The sequence below is a fragment of the Cobetia sp. LC6 genome, assembly GCF_030264805.1.
Classification (GTDB): Bacteria; Pseudomonadota; Gammaproteobacteria; order Pseudomonadales; family Halomonadaceae; genus Cobetia.
In genome coordinates this window covers 210,275-229,126 of the sequence record NZ_JASSPL010000001.1, presented here as the reverse complement: position 1 = coordinate 229,126, position 18,852 = coordinate 210,275, and the positions used below count along the sequence as shown (strand labels likewise).

General features: G+C 63.8%; 17 protein-coding genes. 3 read left to right on the top strand and 14 right to left on the bottom strand.

The window, feature by feature from the left end:
* Positions 1 to 58: 58 nt before the first annotated feature.
* The 6 genes from QQF40_RS01030 to QQF40_RS01005 form a co-directional block, all read right to left on the bottom strand.
* Positions 59 to 796, bottom strand: a complete 738-nt coding sequence (locus QQF40_RS01030) for an S-methyl-5'-thioinosine phosphorylase (protein WP_285460162.1) — start codon at positions 794 to 796, stop codon at positions 59 to 61.
* 288 nt (positions 797 to 1,084) lie between these two features.
* On the bottom strand, positions 1,085 to 1,666 hold the full coding sequence (locus QQF40_RS01025) for a hypoxanthine-guanine phosphoribosyltransferase (protein ID WP_043331927.1): 582 nt from the start codon (positions 1,664 to 1,666) through the stop codon (positions 1,085 to 1,087).
* Positions 1,647 to 2,993 (bottom strand): mechanosensitive ion channel family protein, encoded by a 1,347-nt coding sequence (locus tag QQF40_RS01020; RefSeq protein WP_285460161.1) that lies wholly within the window; start codon positions 2,991 to 2,993, stop codon positions 1,647 to 1,649. Before QQF40_RS01020 ends, QQF40_RS01025 begins: the two co-directional genes overlap by 20 nt.
* Positions 2,994 to 3,041: 48 nt before the next feature.
* Positions 3,042 to 4,187, bottom strand: a complete 1,146-nt coding sequence (nagZ, locus tag QQF40_RS01015; RefSeq protein ID WP_175088225.1) for a beta-N-acetylhexosaminidase — start codon at positions 4,185 to 4,187, stop codon at positions 3,042 to 3,044.
* 259 nt (positions 4,188 to 4,446) lie between these two features.
* Entirely contained in the window at positions 4,447 to 4,989 is a 543-nt protein-coding gene (locus QQF40_RS01010; RefSeq protein WP_285460160.1) for a L,D-transpeptidase, read from the bottom strand.
* Complete coding sequence (locus QQF40_RS01005) at positions 4,989 to 5,666, bottom strand: TetR/AcrR family transcriptional regulator (RefSeq protein WP_043331928.1); 678 nt, start codon at positions 5,664 to 5,666, stop codon at positions 4,989 to 4,991. Before QQF40_RS01005 ends, QQF40_RS01010 begins: the two co-directional genes overlap by 1 nt.
* Before the next feature lie 540 nt (positions 5,667 to 6,206).
* Here QQF40_RS01005 and lexA point away from each other — a divergent pair.
* A complete protein-coding gene (gene lexA, locus QQF40_RS01000; RefSeq protein WP_175088227.1) occupies positions 6,207 to 6,836 on the top strand; it encodes a transcriptional repressor LexA in 630 nt (209 codons plus the stop codon).
* A gap of 102 nt (positions 6,837 to 6,938) precedes the next feature.
* On the opposite strand, the gene QQF40_RS00995 is transcribed toward lexA, so the two are convergent.
* The 3 genes from QQF40_RS00995 to topA all read right to left on the bottom strand — a co-directional run bounded on the left by QQF40_RS00995 (position 6,939) and on the right by topA (position 10,552).
* Positions 6,939 to 7,178: a hypothetical protein gene (locus QQF40_RS00995; protein WP_052384340.1), complete on the bottom strand. Its 240-nt coding sequence runs from the start codon at positions 7,176 to 7,178 to the stop codon at positions 6,939 to 6,941.
* A 252-nt stretch (positions 7,179 to 7,430) separates the two neighbouring features.
* Positions 7,431 to 7,910, bottom strand: a complete 480-nt coding sequence (locus QQF40_RS00990) for a DUF6586 family protein (RefSeq protein ID WP_175088228.1) — start codon at positions 7,908 to 7,910, stop codon at positions 7,431 to 7,433.
* On the bottom strand, positions 7,910 to 10,552 hold the full coding sequence (gene topA / locus QQF40_RS00985; protein WP_285460159.1) for a type I DNA topoisomerase: 2,643 nt from the start codon (positions 10,550 to 10,552) through the stop codon (positions 7,910 to 7,912). Before topA ends, QQF40_RS00990 begins: the two co-directional genes overlap by 1 nt.
* Before the next feature lie 757 nt (positions 10,553 to 11,309).
* On the opposite strand from topA, the gene pyk reads away from it, so the two are divergent.
* Together pyk and QQF40_RS00975 are read left to right on the top strand one after the other, a co-directional pair.
* The gene (pyk, locus tag QQF40_RS00980) at positions 11,310 to 12,779 is read left to right on the top strand and encodes a pyruvate kinase (protein ID WP_285460158.1); all 1,470 of its coding nucleotides are present in this window, start codon (positions 11,310 to 11,312) and stop codon (positions 12,777 to 12,779) included.
* Between the two features lie 79 nt (positions 12,780 to 12,858).
* Positions 12,859 to 13,332 (top strand): methylglyoxal synthase, encoded by a 474-nt coding sequence (locus tag QQF40_RS00975; protein WP_175088231.1) that lies wholly within the window; start codon positions 12,859 to 12,861, stop codon positions 13,330 to 13,332.
* 267 nt (positions 13,333 to 13,599) lie between these two features.
* Here the strand turns inward: QQF40_RS00975 and QQF40_RS00970 are convergent, their stop codons facing one another.
* From QQF40_RS00970 to oadA, 5 genes are all read right to left on the bottom strand, one after another.
* Entirely contained in the window at positions 13,600 to 14,388 is a 789-nt protein-coding gene (locus tag QQF40_RS00970; RefSeq protein WP_285460157.1) for an isochorismatase family protein, read from the bottom strand.
* A gap of 137 nt (positions 14,389 to 14,525) precedes the next feature.
* Positions 14,526 to 15,233: a prephenate dehydratase domain-containing protein gene (locus QQF40_RS00965; protein WP_175088233.1), complete on the bottom strand. Its 708-nt coding sequence runs from the start codon at positions 15,231 to 15,233 to the stop codon at positions 14,526 to 14,528.
* A 95-nt stretch (positions 15,234 to 15,328) separates the two neighbouring features.
* Positions 15,329 to 16,081: an SDR family oxidoreductase gene (locus QQF40_RS00960; RefSeq protein WP_175088234.1), complete on the bottom strand. Its 753-nt coding sequence runs from the start codon at positions 16,079 to 16,081 to the stop codon at positions 15,329 to 15,331.
* 195 nt (positions 16,082 to 16,276) lie between these two features.
* Positions 16,277 to 16,828, bottom strand: a complete 552-nt coding sequence (gene gloA, locus QQF40_RS00955; RefSeq protein ID WP_175088235.1) for a lactoylglutathione lyase — start codon at positions 16,826 to 16,828, stop codon at positions 16,277 to 16,279.
* 118 nt (positions 16,829 to 16,946) lie between these two features.
* Positions 16,947 to 18,779: a sodium-extruding oxaloacetate decarboxylase subunit alpha gene (gene oadA / locus QQF40_RS00950; protein WP_285460156.1), complete on the bottom strand. Its 1,833-nt coding sequence runs from the start codon at positions 18,777 to 18,779 to the stop codon at positions 16,947 to 16,949.
* Positions 18,780 to 18,852: the final 73 nt, after the last annotated feature.

Below are 18,852 nucleotides of genomic sequence, written 5' to 3'. Positions count from 1 at the left end.
TCTTCACTCCCCTACCTGAACCACCGCATCCCCCACGCTCCTCCTGAGGTCAAATAGCTCAGGCATGGCGCGCTAACAGCGCTGCCAGCAAGCACTGCACCCTCGGCATGCCGGCCACGATCACGGATTCCGTGCCCGCACGGGTCGGCTCCTCTTCGCCGACACCCGCGGCATGGCTGATCACCAGACACAGGCTGGCGTATTCCATCTCGAGTTCGCGTGCCAGCACGGCCTCGGGCATGCCCGTCATACCGACCAGGGTATTGCCATCGCGGGCCATCAGGCGGATCTCGGCGGCCGTTTCCAGCCGCGGCCCCTGCACCACGCCCAGCACCCCGCCAGCCGTGAGAGGCAGGCCCGCATCGGCCGCCGCCGCATGCAGCTCCTCACGCCAGCCCCGGTGGTACGGCCAGGCGAACGACACATGCTGGAACGGCTTGAAACGCCCATCGAAGAACGACCCCTCACGGCCGGTGGTGTAATCGATCAACTGGTCCGGCACCACCAGCGTGCCCGGGGCCAGCGTCGGGTCGATGCCGGACACACAGTTGACCCCCACCACGTGGGTCGCACCCGCCTGCTTGAGCGCCCATAGATTGGCGCGATAGTTGATGCGGTGCGGCGGCACCTTGTGTGGTTGACCATGACGCGCCAGAAACAGCAGCGATTGCCCATTCAGACGCCCTTCCACGACGCCACAGGATGCCGCCCCGAGAGGCGTTTCCTGCCCGCCGCGCTTTAGCACTTCCATGTCTGACCAACTACCGAACCCCGTGCCACCGATCACCGCCAGCATCGCCCGCCTCCTTGCCACCCATGTGCAGGAATCTCCCGGGACCGGACACTCCGATCCTCAGCGAACGCTACTCCGAGCCGACCGACAACGACAAGCACAATCGTCATGCTCTGCACCAGGAGAACAGAAAAGGCCCCGGAAACGACACCACCCGCCGCGGTTGCCCGGGCGGGTGGTGAAGAGTGCCAGCGGTGGCGATGGCTAGTGCAAGTGATGGCGATGACAGCAGGCGATGGCGACTGCCACCCGGTGACTCATGTCACAGACACTTGGCTTACAGCCCCTGGGTTACAGCCCCTTGGGCGCATAGATGCCCGGTGCGTTACGCCAGTAGCCCTTGTAGTCCATGCCGAAGCCGAACAGGAAGCGGTCTTCGACGTCGAGGCCACAGAAGTCGGCCTTGAAGCCCGGGTAGGCCTTGCGGTCATGCTTCTTGTCGACCAGCACACAGCTGGACACGCTGCGCGCACCGGCTTCACGGCAATACTCCAGGATCGCGGCCAGGGTGCCGCCTTCATCGAGAATGTCATCGACGATCACCACGTCGCGACCGGCCATCGGCAGCTCCGGGTTGACGCGCCAGAACAGCTCGCCGCCGCGCATCGCGCCACGGTAGCGAGTGGCGTGCAGATAATCGACTTCCAGCGGGAAGTCGAGGCGGGTCAACAGCTGGCCGGCGGTGATCAGCCCGCCGTTCATCACGCAATAGAAGATCGGCATGCGATCGCCGAGGCGTTCCGTCAGCTCAACGGCCATGCGGTCGAGTGCCACTTCAAGGTCAGCTTGCGGGATCAGGCAATCGGCATTGTCCATCACCTCACGCATTTCGTCATGCAGGGCGGTGAGGGTCTCAGGCGTCGGAGTCAGCATCGGGAGTTTCCTGGGTGTCACTGGCCTCATCTCCACGCCGGACGGGCGCAGAGGAGGATGTAGCAGCGGCGGTTGAATCAGAACGGCGGCGGGACCCGCGCGTCTGCGTGTCTGATGACGCCGCGGCATGCTCTGCCTCGGCGTCGTGTTCATGGTTGTGCCCTTCGAAGGACAGCACATCGGCAAAATGCAGACGCTGGCCAGGCAGCGCCACCTGGGCATCATGCTCACGGATGATGTCGTGCATCTTGAGCAGGACATCCTGCTTGATCGCGTGGTACTTCACCCAGTCGGTGGTGCGCGTGAAGACATAGACGAAGAAATTCAGCGAGTGCTCACCGTAGGTGGTAAAGTTCACGATCTGGGTGCGCGTCTGGTCGATCTCGTCATGGCCTTCCAGCATCTCGCGTACCGCGGCAACGATGGGGCCGATCTGGGCGGCATCCTCATAGCGCAGCCCCACGGTCTCGAAGATGCGGCGATTGTACATGCGTGACGGATTCTCCACCGAGATGCTGGTGAAGATGGCGTTCGGCACGTAGAGGGGCCGCATGTCGAAGGTGCGGATGCGCGTCAGGCGCCAACCGATATCCTCGACGGTGCCCTCGATCTCGCGGTCCGGTGATCGGATCCAGTCGCCGACCTTGAACGGCCGGTCGAGATGGATCATCAGGGCGCCGAAGAAGTTGGCCAGCAGATCCCGCGCCGCAAAGCCGACCGCGATACCGCCGACACCGCCGAAGGCCAGCACCCCGGACAGCGAGACGCCGAGATTCTGCAGGATGGCCAGCCCCACCAGCACGACCACGACCGCACGCAGCAGCTTGCTGATCGCCGAGGCCGTGGTGGCATCCATCGCGTTGACGTTGGTGCCGGGCGGCGGCATGGTGCGCAGCGCCTCGAAGCGCTTGACCATGCGGATCAACGCCCAGGCCAGCGCCAGCAGGGTCACGATCTGGCGCGCCGTGCCCAGGTACTTCTCGGCCTCGCCGAGGCTGAACTGGCCGGCGATGATGCCGAGCGCCAGCAACCCCCCCATGCTGTAGAGCCAGAATGACAAGGGATGACGCAGGCCATGCACCAGGGCGTCATCCCAAAGGTTGCGGCTCTTCTCGGCATGCGCCGCCAGGCGGGTGAGCACCACTCGCTCGATGAGGTGCAGCAACAGCACCGCCAGCAGCAGCAGAGCGAGATTGATGCCCCACAGTGGCAGGCCAAAGGTCTGCTCGACCCATTGCCGCAGCGGCTCGACCCATTGATTGATCATCTCTTCGGCAGGCGCTGCCAGTTTGTCGGCAGCAGCCTCGGTGGCGGATTGCTCAGCCATGGGAATTCCTTGCCAGTCTTCGACTCGAAAAAGGCACCGCGTGCCTGATTATTGCGCGTTACCGGACTCAGAGGCCGACCGTGCGTCAGACGCCTCGGTGCTGCCTAGCGTGCCCGAAGGCATGGCGACCTGCTGTGATGCCTGACTGGCCGCCATCGATTCGAGCCGCGCGTGGGTGCGCCGCCAGCGTGACAGCCCCACCAGACCATCCAGCGTCGGGCGAGCCCGTGCATAGCGCAGTCGCGCCTGGCGCTTGCCTCGGTGGCGCTGCTCATCATCATCGAGACTGTCGAGCACTTCGCGCGCGGCGGCAGGGTCATTGCAGACCAGCGCCATGTCGCAGCCAGCGTCCAGCGCCAGGCGCGCACGCTCTGCCGGGCTGCCTTCCGCGACGGCCGCCGCCATGCCGAGATCATCGGAGAAGATGGCGCCCTTGAAGCCGAACTCTTCGCGCAGCAGGCCCAACCAGCTGGGCGAGAAGCCCGCGGGACGTGCATCGAAATCCGGATAGATCACATGCGCCGGCATCACGCCGCCCAGGCGCTCGGCGAGGGCCGCGAAGGGCTTGAGATCATGCTCGCGCAGCTCGCGGAACGGACGCGGGTCGACCACGCGTTCCAGGTGGGTATCTGCCGAGATGCCACCATGCCCCGGGTAGTGCTTGCCGACGGCGGACATGCCCGCCTCCTGCAGCCCGTCGATGAAGGCGCCGCCCACCGCGATGACGTCTTCCGGCGTGGCGCCGAAGCTGCGATCGCCAATGATGGTCGAGCCAGCCACATCGATATCCAGTACCGGCGCAAAGGTGATATCACAGCCGATGGCTGCCATTTCCATGCCCAGCAGCCAGCCGGCATCGCGTGCCAGACCCAGGCCTGCGGCCTGGGCGTCTTCGCCGCAGCCATCACAGTCACGCCCGAGACAGCATTGCGCCAGGCTGCGCATCGACGGCAGGCGTGTCACGCCCTCGCGCAGGCGCTGGACGCGCCCGCCTTCCTGATCGATGGCGATCAGCAGGTGGGGATTGACGCTGCGAATCTCGCGGCTCAGCTCCAGTACCTGCTCGGGAGAGGCACAGTTGCGCGCAAACAGGATGACGCCCCCGACGGCAGGGCGTGCCAGCAGTTCACGTTCGTCGCGGGCGAGGGTCAGCCCCGCAACATCGACCATTACGGAGCCCAGTGGCTGTGTCATGTCATCCTTCCTGTCCATGGCCTGCGGCAGTGATATCCCGTGAAGAGAGGATTCACGACCGCCGGGACTTCATGTCTTTTACGGGGCTCGGCAGCCTGGAAGAAACACGATGAATCAGGCTGCCAGCGCGAGGAAAGGCGCAATTCTAGCCGACTGAACCCCTATCGAACAGTCGCGGCCAGCTGCGCCCCGGCAAGGGGCTGTCACCCAGGTTCCGGCGGCAGCTCATGGAGGGTATCAGACTCGTACACCAACGCCTTCAGGGATGCAGCAGCACCGGAGTGCCTGGCACAGCCTCGGCAAAGAGTCGCAGCAGGTCATCATCGCGCAAGCGAATGCAGCCGTGGGACGCCGCTATCCCCATGGGCTCCGTGCTGGGCGTGCCATGAAAATAGATGTAGCGGCGCAGGCTATCGACCCGCTCACCGCGGGCATTGCGACCGCGATTGATGCCCGGCTCGCGGCCACTGAGCCATAGAATGCGCGTCAGGATCCAGTCACGCTCTGGATGCTCCTCGGCAAGCTCGGGGGTGAATACCTCGCCCGTGAAGCGCCGTCCGCGATAGACGGCGCCACGCGGATTGCCCGCCCCGATGGCGGCACAAATCACATGCCAGCCGGTTGGCGTGCAACCGCTGCCATCGAGCTCGCCGATACCGTTGAGGCCGCTGGAGATCGCGCAGGCGTGCACCAGCGCGTCAGGGGCAGCCGCGCAGGGCGGCGCATCACGACTGCCACTCGGCGCGTCATTGCGTATCTCAAGGCTCTGGCGCGAGAGATCCACCGCTACCCAGCAGGCCATCAGCTGGCCGCCTGGGTGACCGCCTCACCATCCCCGAGCGAGGCCGGCAACGGCGCTGCCATCGCCGCGACCACCACCGGACGCATGTGCTGGATCAGCTCACGCACCGTGGTGTGATGGCCATACTCGGCCTCCTCGATATCCCGCAGTGCATCCAGGCCCGAGAAGGTGAAGATCACGCTACCGAGCATGAAGTGCAGGCGCCAGAAGCGCTCGTTGTCCGGCAGATCAGGGGTCGCAAGCTTCAGAAGCTCGGCGAAGCGGCTGAAGACCGTGCCGTAATGCTCGCGGATATAGCGCCGCATATGGCCCTGACCCTGAGTGTAGGCAAGCCCGAGCAGGCGCATGAAGGTGCGCAGGCTGTTGCGCTCGGCCGGCACCTCCAGCACGGTACGCGCCATCACCTCCAGCAGGACCTCAAGCGGCACCTGACGCCCGGCGTATTGCTGCTCGACACTGTCGAGCGCCGCGTGGAAACGCTCGCTGAATGGATCGAGATAGCGCGCGAAGACCGCCTGGATCAGCGATTTCTTGGACCCGAAGTGGTAGTTCACCGCCGCCAGATTGACCTTGGCCTTGCTGGTGATGTTGCGCAATGAGGTCTCGGCGAAACCACGCTCGGCGAACAGCACCTCGGCAGTATCGAGGATGCGGGTAACGGTATCGGTCTGGGCCATGGGCGGAACCCTTGTCAGGTAGAAGAGGACTGGAGTCGTAGGTCACGACGCAAGCGCCGCGCGGCGACTCTCTCATGAGGTGGTGCAGGTTCACCGGAAAGCCACGTACGATATCGGCTCGTTTGACCACGGCACACGTGAGCACGACACATCCGAACACTGCCATCGGCGAACATTCGTTTGAAACACTTTGATTCTAGCGCGCCATGTCACGACTGACAATTCTCTCGCGTTTCAAACGCCAAAGGTTTAGTCGAGCCTGATATTCCTTCAATGCAGACCGTTCCGATTCAAGGACTCGTCGTGCTCGGTGACAGACCACCCCGCAGGGCCACACCGGATTGCCCTCTCGACAGCTTGCCTTGGATATCGACAAGCCAAGTCGGCAGACAGCGATATCTCGACGACTACCTGCCCTTTGAGGCCTCCACACAAGCCACGATGCCTTGCATGACTGCCATGACTGGATACAATGACAGTTGTATGGATGCACACCCCGTGCCGTCAGCTCAAGATGCCGCCCAGGCCAAAGGCAATGCCATGACCCAGCCGCTTACTCCGCGCCAGCAGGATGTCTTCGACTTCATCATCAAGACCATCAAGTCCTCTGGCTACCCGCCGACGCGGGCCGAAATCGCCCAGGCGCTGGGCTTCCGCTCGCCGAATGCCGCCGAGGAGCATCTGCGTGCCCTCAAGCGCAAGGGCGCCATCGAGATGGTGCCGGGCACCTCACGCGGCATTCGCGTGCCGTCGCTGGCTGACGTCGACGAGAGCGCCAACGATGGTCTGCCGGTGATCGGGGAAGTGGCCGCCGGCAGCCCGATTCTTGCCAGCGAGCATATCGACCGTCACTGCCCGCTGCCGAGCGACTACTTCTCGCCGGCTGCCGACTACCTGCTGCGTGTGCGCGGCGTGTCGATGAAGGATGTGGGAATTCTGGAAGGCGACCTGCTGGCCGTGCATCGCACCACCAGCGTGCGTGACGGGCAGATCGTGGTGGCACGCCTGGGAGATGAAGTCACCGTCAAGCGCTTCCGCCGTGACGGGCACTATGTGTGGCTGGAAGCCGAAAACGAGGACTTCTCACCGATCAAGGTCGACCTGCGCACGGACAGCCTGGAGATCGAGGGCCTCGGGGTAGGTGTCATCCGCGATGGTGGCCTGCACTGAGGTCTTGACCAGCTGCGCTTTAAGCAACAGAAAAGCCGCACGCATTGCACAAAAAAACCCGCCTCGAGGCGGGTTTTTTGTGCGCGAAGCGCGAGCGATGCATCAGTGCACGATGCCTTCTGACTGCTCATCCTCGTCTTCTTCGCCATCCCAGAGGCGAGTCCGGGTGATGGCGTGGTCGATCATCTCACGCGCGACCTCGAAACGATTGTCACGCAGCAGATCAGCGGCCTCGTCTGAAATGCGAATGCTGAGCAGCGGCTCACCTTCGCTTTCCGCGGCGCGCAGAATCACTTCACCATCTTCCATTTGCACAATTTCAAGTACGGCGGGATCGGACACGTCATTCCTCCTGCACGGCACCTCGTGAGATACCGGCGTCGTTGTAATCGTCAGCGCGACGGCTGGCAAGCCCGGCACCGCGTTGCCATCAGCGACGCAGAAAAAAGTACGACCACAGCCAGAGCCATGGTCGTACCGGAGAGTGCAGGGCTTGCCACAATGCGATCAGTCTAGCACCCGTGAAGGCGAAACGTCACCCGATCGCCATGCGCCAGTCATCACCAACGTGCAGCGCCATATCAGCGCCTTGACCTACCACTCGACGCTCGACTCGCGCAGCTGCGGCAGCAGCGCCTTGAATGCCGTGATGGCGGCGCTGAGACGCTCGGCCAGCGAGTCGCTCGAGGCTGCCGCGATGATCAGACCATCACCCCGCGAACGCGATTCCTCGCGGCGAGCGACGCCACCCTCTTCATGCAGACGGGTCACATCCGCGATCAGCTCAGACAACCAGCTGTCAGGACGTTCCAGCAGGCTGCGCAGCTGCTCGACCTCGGCAATGGGCGTCGGTGGTGTGGCCAGGCGCTCGCGCCAGCTCCCCTGCGGCCAGCGCGCCGTCACGGCACACTCTTCCAGCAATGAGGCCAGCGCCAGCTCCAGCAGGGCGAGCGCGCCCTCTTCACCGGCCATGCGACGCGCCACGGCATGCTCATCGTCGCCAGAGACCGCTGACTGGGCCAGCAGCAACTCGGCCTGATACAGCAGCTGATTGGTACGGGCACGCTGGCTCATCAGCTCTTGGCTCCCTTGCGCTTGTCCTCGACGACCCAGCGGCCGTTGTCGTAGGTCGCCTTCCAGCCGGTCGCCTTGCCATCTTCATCGGTCATGACGTACTGAGCCTTGACCTTGCGCGAGAAGCGAATCTGTGCAGGACGTCCATCCGGGTCCTGATCCGGGGCCTCGAGAATGAAGTGATACTTCTCCGGCAACTCGTCGGCGTGCGCCTTGAGCTCCTTGACCAGCGGCGGGCGCGTCTCGCGATTCTTGGGGAACTGGCTGGCCGCCAGGAACAGGCCACTGGCGCCGTCGCGCAGCACGTAGTGGTCCTCGACCTTGACGCAGGCAAGTTCCGGCATCGGAATCGGGTCCATCTTCGGCGGCGCCACTTCACCGGACTTGAGCAGCTTGCGGGTATTCTTGCAATTCTCGTTGGTGCAGCCGAAGTACTTGCCGAAACGCCCGGTCTTGAGCTGCATGTCGGAACCGCACTTGTCGCACTCGATCACCGGGCCATCGTAGCCCTTGATGCGGAACTGACCTTCCTCGACCTCGTGACCGACACAGTCCGGGCTATTGCCGCAGACGTGCAGCTTGCGCTGCTCATCGATCAGGTAGCTGTCCATCGCGGTGGCACAGATCGGGCAGCGACGCTTGGCGCGCAGCGCATCCGTCTCGGCATCTTCACCGGCATCGGCCGCCACGGCCTCATCGCCCGGCAGCAGATCGATGGTGGTCTTGCAGCGCTCCTTGGGCGGCAGGTTGTAGCCGGAACAGCCCAGGAACACCCCGGTCGAGGCGGTACGGATCTGCATCTCACGCCCGCAGGTCGGGCAGGCGATGTCCGTCGGCACCGGCTGGTTCGGACGCATGCCCTCTTCGGACTGGGCGTGGTCCAGCTCGGCCTTGAACTCGGCGTAGAAGGTGTCCAGCAGCTCGCGCCAGTTGCGCCCGCCGTTGGCCACCTCATCGAGGTAGTCTTCCATGCGCGCCGTGAAGCCGAAGTCCATCAAATCCTTGAAGGACTCGCTGAGGCGATCGGTGACGATGTCGCCCAGTTTCTCGGCATAGAAGCGGCGGTTTTCCAGCGCCACGTAGCCACGGTCCTGGATGGTGGAGATGATGGCGGCATAGGTGGACGGACGACCGATACCACGCTTTTCCAGCTCCTTGACCAGGCTGGCCTCGGTGTAACGCGCCGTGGGCTTGGTGAAGTGTTGCAGCGGCTGCAGCTCGACCAGGTCCAGCTTCTCGCCGATGGCAAGATCCGGCAGCGACTGGTCCTCTTCCTTCTTGCCCATCGGCTTCATGACACGCGTGTAGCCGTCGAACTTGAGCACACGGCCCTTGGCGCGCAGCTCATAGCCATCCACTTCGATGGTCAGCGTGGACGACAGGTATTCGGCCGGCAGCATCTGACAGGCCACGAACTGGCGCCAGATCAGCTCATACAGACGCTCGGCGTCACGCTCCATGCCGACGAGATCCGTCGCACGGCGCGACACTTCGGAAGGACGAATCGCTTCGTGCGCTTCCTGGGCGCCTTCCTTGCTGGAGTAGACGTTGGCCGCTTCAGGAAGGTAGTTGCTGCCGTATTCTTCGCTGATGAAGTCGCGCGCCGTGGCCACCGCGTCCGCCGACAGATTGGTCGAGTCAGTACGCATGTAGGTGATGTAACCCGCCTCGTAGAGACGCTGGGCCATCATCATGGTCTTCTTGACCGAGAAGCCGAGACGACCACTGGCCGCCTGCTGCAGGGTGGAGGTGATGAATGGCGCGTTCGGCTTGGAGCGCGTCGGCTTGTCTTCACGATTGGTGATCGCGAGTCTGGCGGTGCGCAGCGCCGCGATGCGATCCATCGTCTCCTTCTCGCTGGTCGGACGGAAGGCCTTGCCATCCTGACGTGCCAGCTCGAAACGGATCGCCTCACCACTGGCGGCGGCCAGCTCAGCGTGGACATCCCAGAACTCTTCGGGGATGAAGGCGCGGATCTCGCGCTCGCGCTCGACGATCAGACGCACGGCGACCGACTGCACACGACCGGCGGACAGACCACGGGCGACCTTGGCCCACAGCAGCGGCGAGACCATGAAGCCCACGACGCGATCCAGATAGCGGCGCGCCTGCTGGGCATGCACGCGGTCCATCTTCAGCTCACCCGGCTCATCGAAGGCTGCCGTGATCGCCTTCTTGGTGATCTCGTTGAACACCACGCGCTTGTAACGCGAATCGTCGCCACCGATGGTCTCGCGCAGGTGCCAGGCAATCGCCTCACCTTCGCGGTCAAGATCCGTCGCGAGATAGATGGTGTCGGCCTTCTCGGCCAGACGCGTCAGCTCGGAAACGACCTTCTCCTTGCCGGGCAGGATCTCATAATGCGCCTCCCAGCCATTCTCCGGGTCGACCCCCATGCGGCGGATCAACTGGGTCTTGGCCTTCTGTGCCTTGTGAGCCGCCTTGGCCTCGGGCGACATCTTGCGAGTCTCCGCCGCCTGACGGGCACGTTCCTTGGGGTCGGTGGCCTGCTTGCCGCTACCGCTGGTCGGCAGGTCGCGGATGTGCCCGACACTCGACTTCACCACGAAGTCGTTGCCGAGATACTTGTTGATGGTCTTGGCCTTGGCAGGCGACTCGACGATCACCAGTGACTTGCCCATGGTTGCTCGCATCTCCTGGCCGGCGCTGATTGCGCCGGCGAATGACTCGTCGCGCTGGGTTTTGTCCCAGCCGAAAAATGCGCCTACCCTACCCCAGCATTTCAGCGCTGACCAGCAATGTTGAGACTGACGCCTCGACGGGACGGCTCGACAGGGTGCCTCTGCGACAGCCTCGAGACATGCCCTGCCACCCGCCACGTCAGCATGCGGCTTGCGCCGAATGACATCGACAGCCGTCAGGCATGTGGTCGCGGGCAATCCGGCCTCCGAGCCGGGTTTGAGCATAGGTCACCAGCACATGACCGCGGTCAACGGGTCCGGTACAGGGGCCTGCGCTGGGCCGATGAGCGGAAATTTCGCTCAGCAGGGTATTGCCACTATATAGGTAGCACTGGAATGGCTGTCAGTGAAAGCCAGCCAGCGGACATTGGCGTGACGGGGCGGTCACCACGACGCTGCCGCAGAGCCTGCGACGCCTGGCTGTCAGGCGTCGAAATGGCGGGCCGCCCCGCATGACGTAGCGCGACAGACCCTCAGGCCCCAGCCCGTGTCCGCGTACCCACGGCAACGTATTCGCAACAATCTCTCGGCAGACTTCACGCCCCCCTTGCAGTCCCGATCGTGATCACGAGAATGGACAACGACAGCCGACGATACTCGACAGGCTCCCTTTCAGCCTTCAATGTAGTAAAATGACAACAACCTGGTTTGCGTTTTCAGCCAGTCCATCACGCCAGTGTTCAAGGAGTATGCTTTCATGCCGCACGCGTTCAACGGCCCGATCCGCCGCACCAAGATTGTCGCCACTCTCGGCCCTGCCAGTGACAAGCCGGGTGTGCTCGACGCGATGATTCGTGCCGGAGTCGATGTGGTACGCCTCAACTTCTCCCACGGTAGCCCCGAAGATCACCGCATGCGCGCCGAGGCCGTACGCCAGGCCGCCGCCGCCCAGGGCCGCAGCGTCGCCGTGCTGGGCGACCTGCAGGGTCCGAAAATCCGCATCGCGCGCTTCAAGGATACCGCCGTCAAGCTGAGCGAAGGCCAGTCGTTCATCCTCGATATCGGCCTGGGCCGAGATGAAGGCACCGCCGAGCGCGTCGGCTGTGACTACCAGGAACTGGCCGATGACGTTGCCACGGGCGACGTGCTACTGCTCGACGATGGCCGTGTGGTGCTCGAGGTCAATGAGCTCAAGGGCAACGAGATCCACACCACCGTCAAGGTCGGCGGCAAGCTGTCCAACAACAAGGGCATCAACAAGCAAGGCGGTGGCCTGTCTGCCGAAGCCCTGACCGACAAGGACAAGGCTGATCTGAAGACCGCCATCGATATCGGTGTCGACTATCTGGCCGTGTCCTTCCCGCGCAGCGGCGCCGACATGCAGCTGGCACGTGAACTGCTGGGCGAGGAAGGCCGTGACATCGGCCTGATCGCCAAGGTCGAGCGCGCCGAAGCCGTCGCCGACGACGCCGTGCTGGATGGCATCATCCTCGCCAGTGAAGGCGTGATGGTGGCGCGTGGCGATCTGGGCGTCGAGATTGGCGATGCTCAGCTGATCGGTGTGCAGAAGCGCATGATCCGCCGCGCGCGCAGCCTCAACCGCGTGGTCATCACGGCCACCCAGATGATGGAATCCATGATCAGCGCGCCGCTGCCGACCCGCGCAGAAGTCTTCGACGTCGCCAATGCCGTGCTCGACGGCACCGACGCCGTGATGCTGTCGGCCGAGACCGCCGCTGGCGACTTCCCGGTCGAGACCATCGAGACCATGGATCGCGTCTGCCTGGGTGCCGAACGTGAGCGTGCCGCGCAGGAATCCCAGCACCGCATCCACGAAGGCTTCAGCAAGACCGACGAGACCATCGCGCTGTCCGCGATGTATGCCGCCAACCACCTGACCGGTGTCGTGGCCATCGTGTGCATGACGGAATCCGGCTATACCCCGCTGATCGCCTCGCGCATCCGCTCCGGCCTGCCAATCGTCGGCCTGGCACAGGATCAGAAGACCCAGCGTCGCATGGCGCTCTACCGTGGCGTGGTGTCACTGCCCTTCGATTCCAGCGAATTGCCGGCGGCGGAAATCAACCGCCGCGCCATCGCGGAACTGGAAGCTCGCGGCATCGCGACTCGCGGTGACCTGGTGATCCTGACCCGTGGCGACCAGATGAACGCACATGGCGGCACCAACACCATGAAGATCGTCACTGTCGGCAGCACCATCGACTGATCGGCCTCGCTGGCCTCCCGCCCCAGGCCTTTCGGGGCGGGAGGACAGCGACATTGCCCCATCCTCAGGAGGCCAGGGAATGAGCGAACAACGACCCAAGCGCCAGGCACGGCGCACCCTGCCAGCACGCAAGCGCATTGCGCTGGTGGCGCACGATGGCAAGAAGGATGAAATACTGGCGTGGGCCAATCGCTGGCGCGATGAGCTGTCCCGTCACCAGCTGCTGGGCACGGGCACGACTGCCCGCCGCATCAGCAAGGAGCTGGGCCTCGAGGTCGAGGGCCTGCTGAGCGGCCCGCTGGGCGGTGATCAGCAGATCGGCGCGCGTATCGCCGAAGGCAATCTGGACCTGCTGGTCTTCCTGTGGGACCCCTTCGCGCCGATGCCGCACGATCCTGACGTCAAGGCGCTGCTGCGCCTGGCGGCATTGTGGAACGTGCCGGTCGCCAGCAATGCGGCCAGCGCGGACTTCCTCTTCCACTCGAAGTTGATCTCCGAGGAAGTCGAAGTGGCCGTGCCGGACGCTAATGACTGGGTCAGCACCCGCGCCTGAATGACGCTGGCTGTCGCCCCATGAAAACGCCGCCTGCTCGCAAGAGAGGCGGCGTTTTCATGGCCAGATGTTGTAATCAAACTACCTTTTGCGCAGACGGGCGGTATTGCCTGCGCGACATGTGGCGAAATTTCGCCTTCCTGGCGTCGCCCTCCTCTCTCTTCAATATCTCTCTATTCGCCTACCCTTCTATTCGTCTATTCCTCTGTGCGGCGACACTTTTCGAGAGATGCGGCTCAACCCATGACAGCAGCCCACGACATCTGCTCAAGAGGTCAGCTCAAGCTGACTGGCGATGACCGCACCGCGCGACGCCATGCAGTAAAGCCCGATGTGATGACTGTCTGCCTGGGGATGCGTCGCCGTATCGGGAAGCCCCAGCTGTTCAACCACTTGGGCCGGTAGGTCGTAGGTGGCACAGCCGGGCTCCAGCACCATGATGTCACGCACCTTGCCCAGCAGGCCGTGATTGCGCGCCGACAGCAACGTCAATACCAGGTCCATCACGCAGATATCGGTGCAGATGCCTACCACGACCAGGGTTTCCAGCCCTTCGTCGCTCACCCAATCCTGCAGCGCATTGACCTGGGTATGGGGATCAATCGCGCCGACATAGCCATTGATGCAGTCCTTGCGCACCAGCGTGGCCTGCGGCTCCTCCTCCAGCCAGGCAAGTTCCGCCACCAGCTCACCCTCGCCGCTGCCCTGCTCACAATGGGCGGGATAAGGCGGCTCCGGCTTGCCCGGCGCGTGGGAATCGATGAAGGCCAGCATGGGGCGTCTGCGCTCACTGAAGGTCCGCGCCAGCGTATCACTGAGTGCGATCATCCTGCTGACCTGAGCATTGGTCGCCTGAGGCGCCAGAGCGCCTCCTGCGACCTGACAGAAGCCATTGATCTCATCGACGATGATCAGCCCGGCCGTCGACAGCGAGACCGGCACCACGGCCGGCCGCACCGGCAGGCGGGCATCAAGTTCACCGGGGGTGATCCACTCGGCGGGAGTGGCAGGAATGCGTTGCACCACGCAGGACGCCGCGACATCGGATGAAGCCACGGCGCCCTGCGTCTCTGATATAGAGGATGCTGAGGATACGGAGGGAGCGGATGAGCGCTGGTCGGAAGACACCATGCAAAGGCCTCTGATGACGAATGGCCTTCAGCATAACGGAACTCAGGACCGAGCGGCGACCCTCACCCGGTAGGCTCGCTGGCCCCGGACAGCATGGCGTTGCCCTGCCCTTCATCCACCGTGGTCTCACAGGAAAAGCACTGGCCGCGCACCCGTGCGTGATCACGCCTCAGTACCGCGAATTGCGCGACTCGCCCGGGATCATCCTCGATGCGCTGCGCGAGGCACACAAGCCCCGGGCGGCGCGCCAGTGATGGCGGCGCGATGGCCAGCGTATCGCTGCGACCTTCTGCCATGTCCAGTGCATCCGCCATGTGCAGACACTCCACCCGCTCGACCTCCGGCAGGTTCTGCTGCAGCCAGGCATCGCACTCTTCAAACAGGGCCTCACGCGCCACGATACGCCTCACTGCTGACGGTGAAGCCCCGGGCGGCCCCAGCAGACTGAGACTGATGGCACGGAAGACGCGCCGCTCGACGCAGATGCCCGTCCAGAATGCCAGCGCCTGATGCGTGGTGCGCACCGGACGCTGATGCCCACGCGACCAGGGCACCACGGCGGTATCGATCTCGCCTTCCGCCAGCGCCCTGATGACTTCGTCGATGCCTGCGTAAGCCTTGAGCTGGGCGTCGTTGGCATAGAGCTTGAGCGCGCACTCGCGCGAGTACCCCCCAAGGTGCCCGGGATAGCCCACGCGCAAACCATCGGGAGCCGGGATCACGCCCTGCGGCGAGATATCGCCGTGGACTTCGCTAGCTGTCACCTTCATACCAGCCCCTCATGCCAATGTCTGAACAAACCTCATCCTGACAACAGCATAGCCGCAAACATGGGCGGTGTTAGGCAAAACCCACCTCAGCGACCTCAGGCAAAGCCGCCATTGGCACCGATGACTTGGCCACTCACCCAGCCGGCATCTTCACTGGCAAGCCAGGCCACCACGGCTGCGACATCCTGCGGATCCGCAATGCGCCCCAGCGCCGCCATGCCCTTGAGGCGCTCGATGGTCTCTTCACTCTTGCCATGACGAAACAGGCCGGTGTCCGTCGGGCCCGGCGCCACGGCATTGACCGTGATGCCTCGCTCGCCGACTTCCTTCGCCAGCACCCGCGTCAGCTGGTCCACTGCGGCCTTGGAAGCCGCATAGGGGCCATAGGTCGCGAACATCTGCCGCGTCACCGAGGTGGACATGTTGATCACGCGCCCGCCATCACGCAGATGCCGCGCCGCCTCACGCATCAGATTGAAGGAACCGGTCAGATTGGCCTGCATCAGGTTGGCGAAGTCGTCATCCGTGAAATCGGCGATGGGCTTGTAGATGCTCATGCCGGCATTGTTGACCAGGATGTCCACCCCGCCGTACACGCGCTGGGCTTCGGTGAACAATTGTGCCGCGTCGTTGCTGACACCGACATCGGCCTGAACGGCGACCGCCTTGCCGCCCCGCGACTCGATATCCGTCACGACCTGCAAGGCACCATCACTGTCGCTGCGATAGTTGACGATGACGTGAGCGCCGTCCGCCGCCAGGCGCTGCGCGATCCCGGCGCCGATCCCGCGTGAAGCCCCACTGACTACCGCCACCTTGCCGCTCAACCGCTGTGCATTCTCCGACATGGCTATCTCCTCTTTCATCATGGGCAATCGACCTCAAGGGCCATCAATAATGAGCGCCTTGCGAGTGTCAGTCAGACACTATCATTGCAGCAAGCGAGTGCCGCCGATACCCCTGCAACGCGGGGTGTCGGATGAACGAAAAACCGCCACCCCGGGCATGCCGGTGGTGGCGGTTGTTTACAGCGGCCGCCTGTCTCAGGCTTCGCCGTTGGCCTGACGCTCGAAGGTATCGGCGCGCAGGATCTCGATCCAGTAGCCATCAGGGTCCTTCACGAAGGCCAGCCCCTTCATCTTGCCATCGTCGGGACGCTTGACGAACTCGACGCCCAGCGACTCGAAACGCTCGGCAGCCGCGTAGACATCCGGCACGCTGACCCCGATATGGCCGAAGCCCTGCGGCTGGGCGTTGCCGTCATGGTAGGCAAAGTCCGGGTCATTCTCGGTGCCCCAGTTATGGGTCAGCTCCAGCATCGCCTCACGCCCGAAGGTGTAGGTGGTGCGCTTCAGATCATCACTGGGCACTTCACTGGCCTGGTCGTCATCCAGATAGGCGAGAAAATAGAGGCTGAACTGCATTTCCGGGAAGTCGAGCTTGCGCACCAGACGCATGCCCAGCACGCGGGTGTAGAAATCCAGGCTGCGCTCGGGGTCCTTGATGCGCAACATGGTCTGGTTGAAGACGTAGCCACGGGTGGCCGGGTCGATCTGCTCACTCAGGCCGGGGACCTGCTCGAAATGTGTTGTCATGTTGGTCCTTGCAAAGGAAAGGACGGCAGAGCCTCGAAGGTGCCCGGCCGCCCTTGGTGATCGTATAGCTGTCAGATGGTGACGGCGGCCAGATATTGCAACCTCGCCGCCGCTGGCATCACGCGATCTCGATCAGCACTTCCCCCGGCGTGACACGATCGCCACGCGCGACATGAATGGCCTTGACGGTACCGTCGACACGCGCGGCGATCTCGGTCTCCATCTTCATCGCCTCACTGATCAGCACCGACTGGCCCGCGGTGACGCTGTCACCGACCGCGACCAGCACCTCGACGATGTTGCCCGGCATCGCGGTGGTGACATGGCCCGGCGCCGAGGCGCTGGCACGTCCGCCGCTCTGGCCGCCCGCCACGTAATCGTCCTTGGCCTCGAACACCACCTCTTCCGGCATGCCGTCCAGGGTCAGATAGACGTGACGCTTGCTGCCTTTGGCGCCGCCGACGCCGGTGATCTGCACCGCGTAGGACTCGCCGTGCACGTCGATGACGAATTCGGTCGGCACGCCAGAGGTCACCGGGCGCTCCGCCTCGCCCTGGGGGATGATTTCCGGTGTGAGCGTGCCGGCGCGGCGCTCGTTGAGGAAGTCACGTCCCAGCTCCGGGAACATGGCGAAGGTCAGCACGTCCTCGGGGGACACGGCCAGCTCGCCCAGCTCCTCGGTGAGACGCGTCATCTCCGGGGAGAGCAGGTCGGCCGGGCGCCCGACTTCCACCGGCGCATTACCGATGGCACGCGAGCGGACCTCTTCGTTGACCGGTGCCGGCGCCTGACCATAGCCGCCCTGCAGATAACGCTTCACCTCGTTGGTGATGCTCTTGTAGCGCTCGCCGGTCAGCACGTTGAGTACCGCCTGGGTGCCGACGATCTGCGAGGTCGGGGTAACCAGCGGCGGATAGCCGAGATCGGCACGCACACGCGGGATCTCATCGAAGACCTCGCGGATGCGCTCCAGGGCGTTCTGCTCCTTCAGCTGGCTGGCCAGGTTGGACATCATGCCGCCGGGGATCTGACTGATCTGGACCGAGACATCCTCGCGGGTGAATTCGCTCTCGAAGGCTGAGTACTTGCTGCGCACCTCGTGGAAGTAATCACCGATCTCACGCAGCGACTCCAGCTCAAGGCCGGTATCCCATTGGGTGCCGCGCAGCGAGGCCACGAAGGATTCGGTGGCCGGATGGCTGGTGCCGCCGGCGAAGGCCGAGATGCAGGTGTCGATGTGACGACAGCCCGCCTCGACAGCCTTGATCTGGCACTGCGGCGCCAGGCCCGCCGTGGCGTGACTGTGCAGGTGGATCGGCACCTCGACCGCCTCGACCAGCGCGCTGACCAGATCATAGGTGGCGTACGGCGTCAGCAGGCCGGCCATGTCCTTGATGGCGATGGAGTCGGCCCCCATCGCGACCAGCTTGCGCGCCTGCTCGACGTACATTTCCAGCGTATGCACCGGGCTCACGGTGTAGCAGATGGTGCCCTGGGCGTGCTTGCCGGCTTTCTTGACCGCGCGCATGGCGGTTTCCATGTTGCGCAGGTCATTCAAGGCATCGAAGACTCGGAAGATATCGATGCCACCTGCCGCGGCGCGCTCGACGAAGGCCTCCACCACATCATCGGCGTAGTGACGATAGCCGAGCAGGTTCTGGCCGCGAAGCAGCATCTGCAGCGGGGTATTGGGCATGGCTTCCTTGAGCGCCTTCAGACGCGCCCAGGGGTCTTCCTTCAAAAAACGCACACAGGCATCGAAGGTCGCACCGCCCCACACTTCGAGACTGTAGAAGCCGGCCTGATCGAGACGCGCGGCGATCGGCAGCATGTCCTCGGTGCGCATGCGGGTCGCGATCAACGACTGGTGGCCGTCGCGCAGCACGACTTCGGTGACCTTGACGCGATCAAAGTGATCGATGGCGCTGGTGTTGGGAGTTGCAGCTGTCATGTCTGGGGTCCTTCTAATTGTTGGCTACGTGAACCGGGTGAAGATCAGGGAAGATTCACGGCATCAGGAGCAT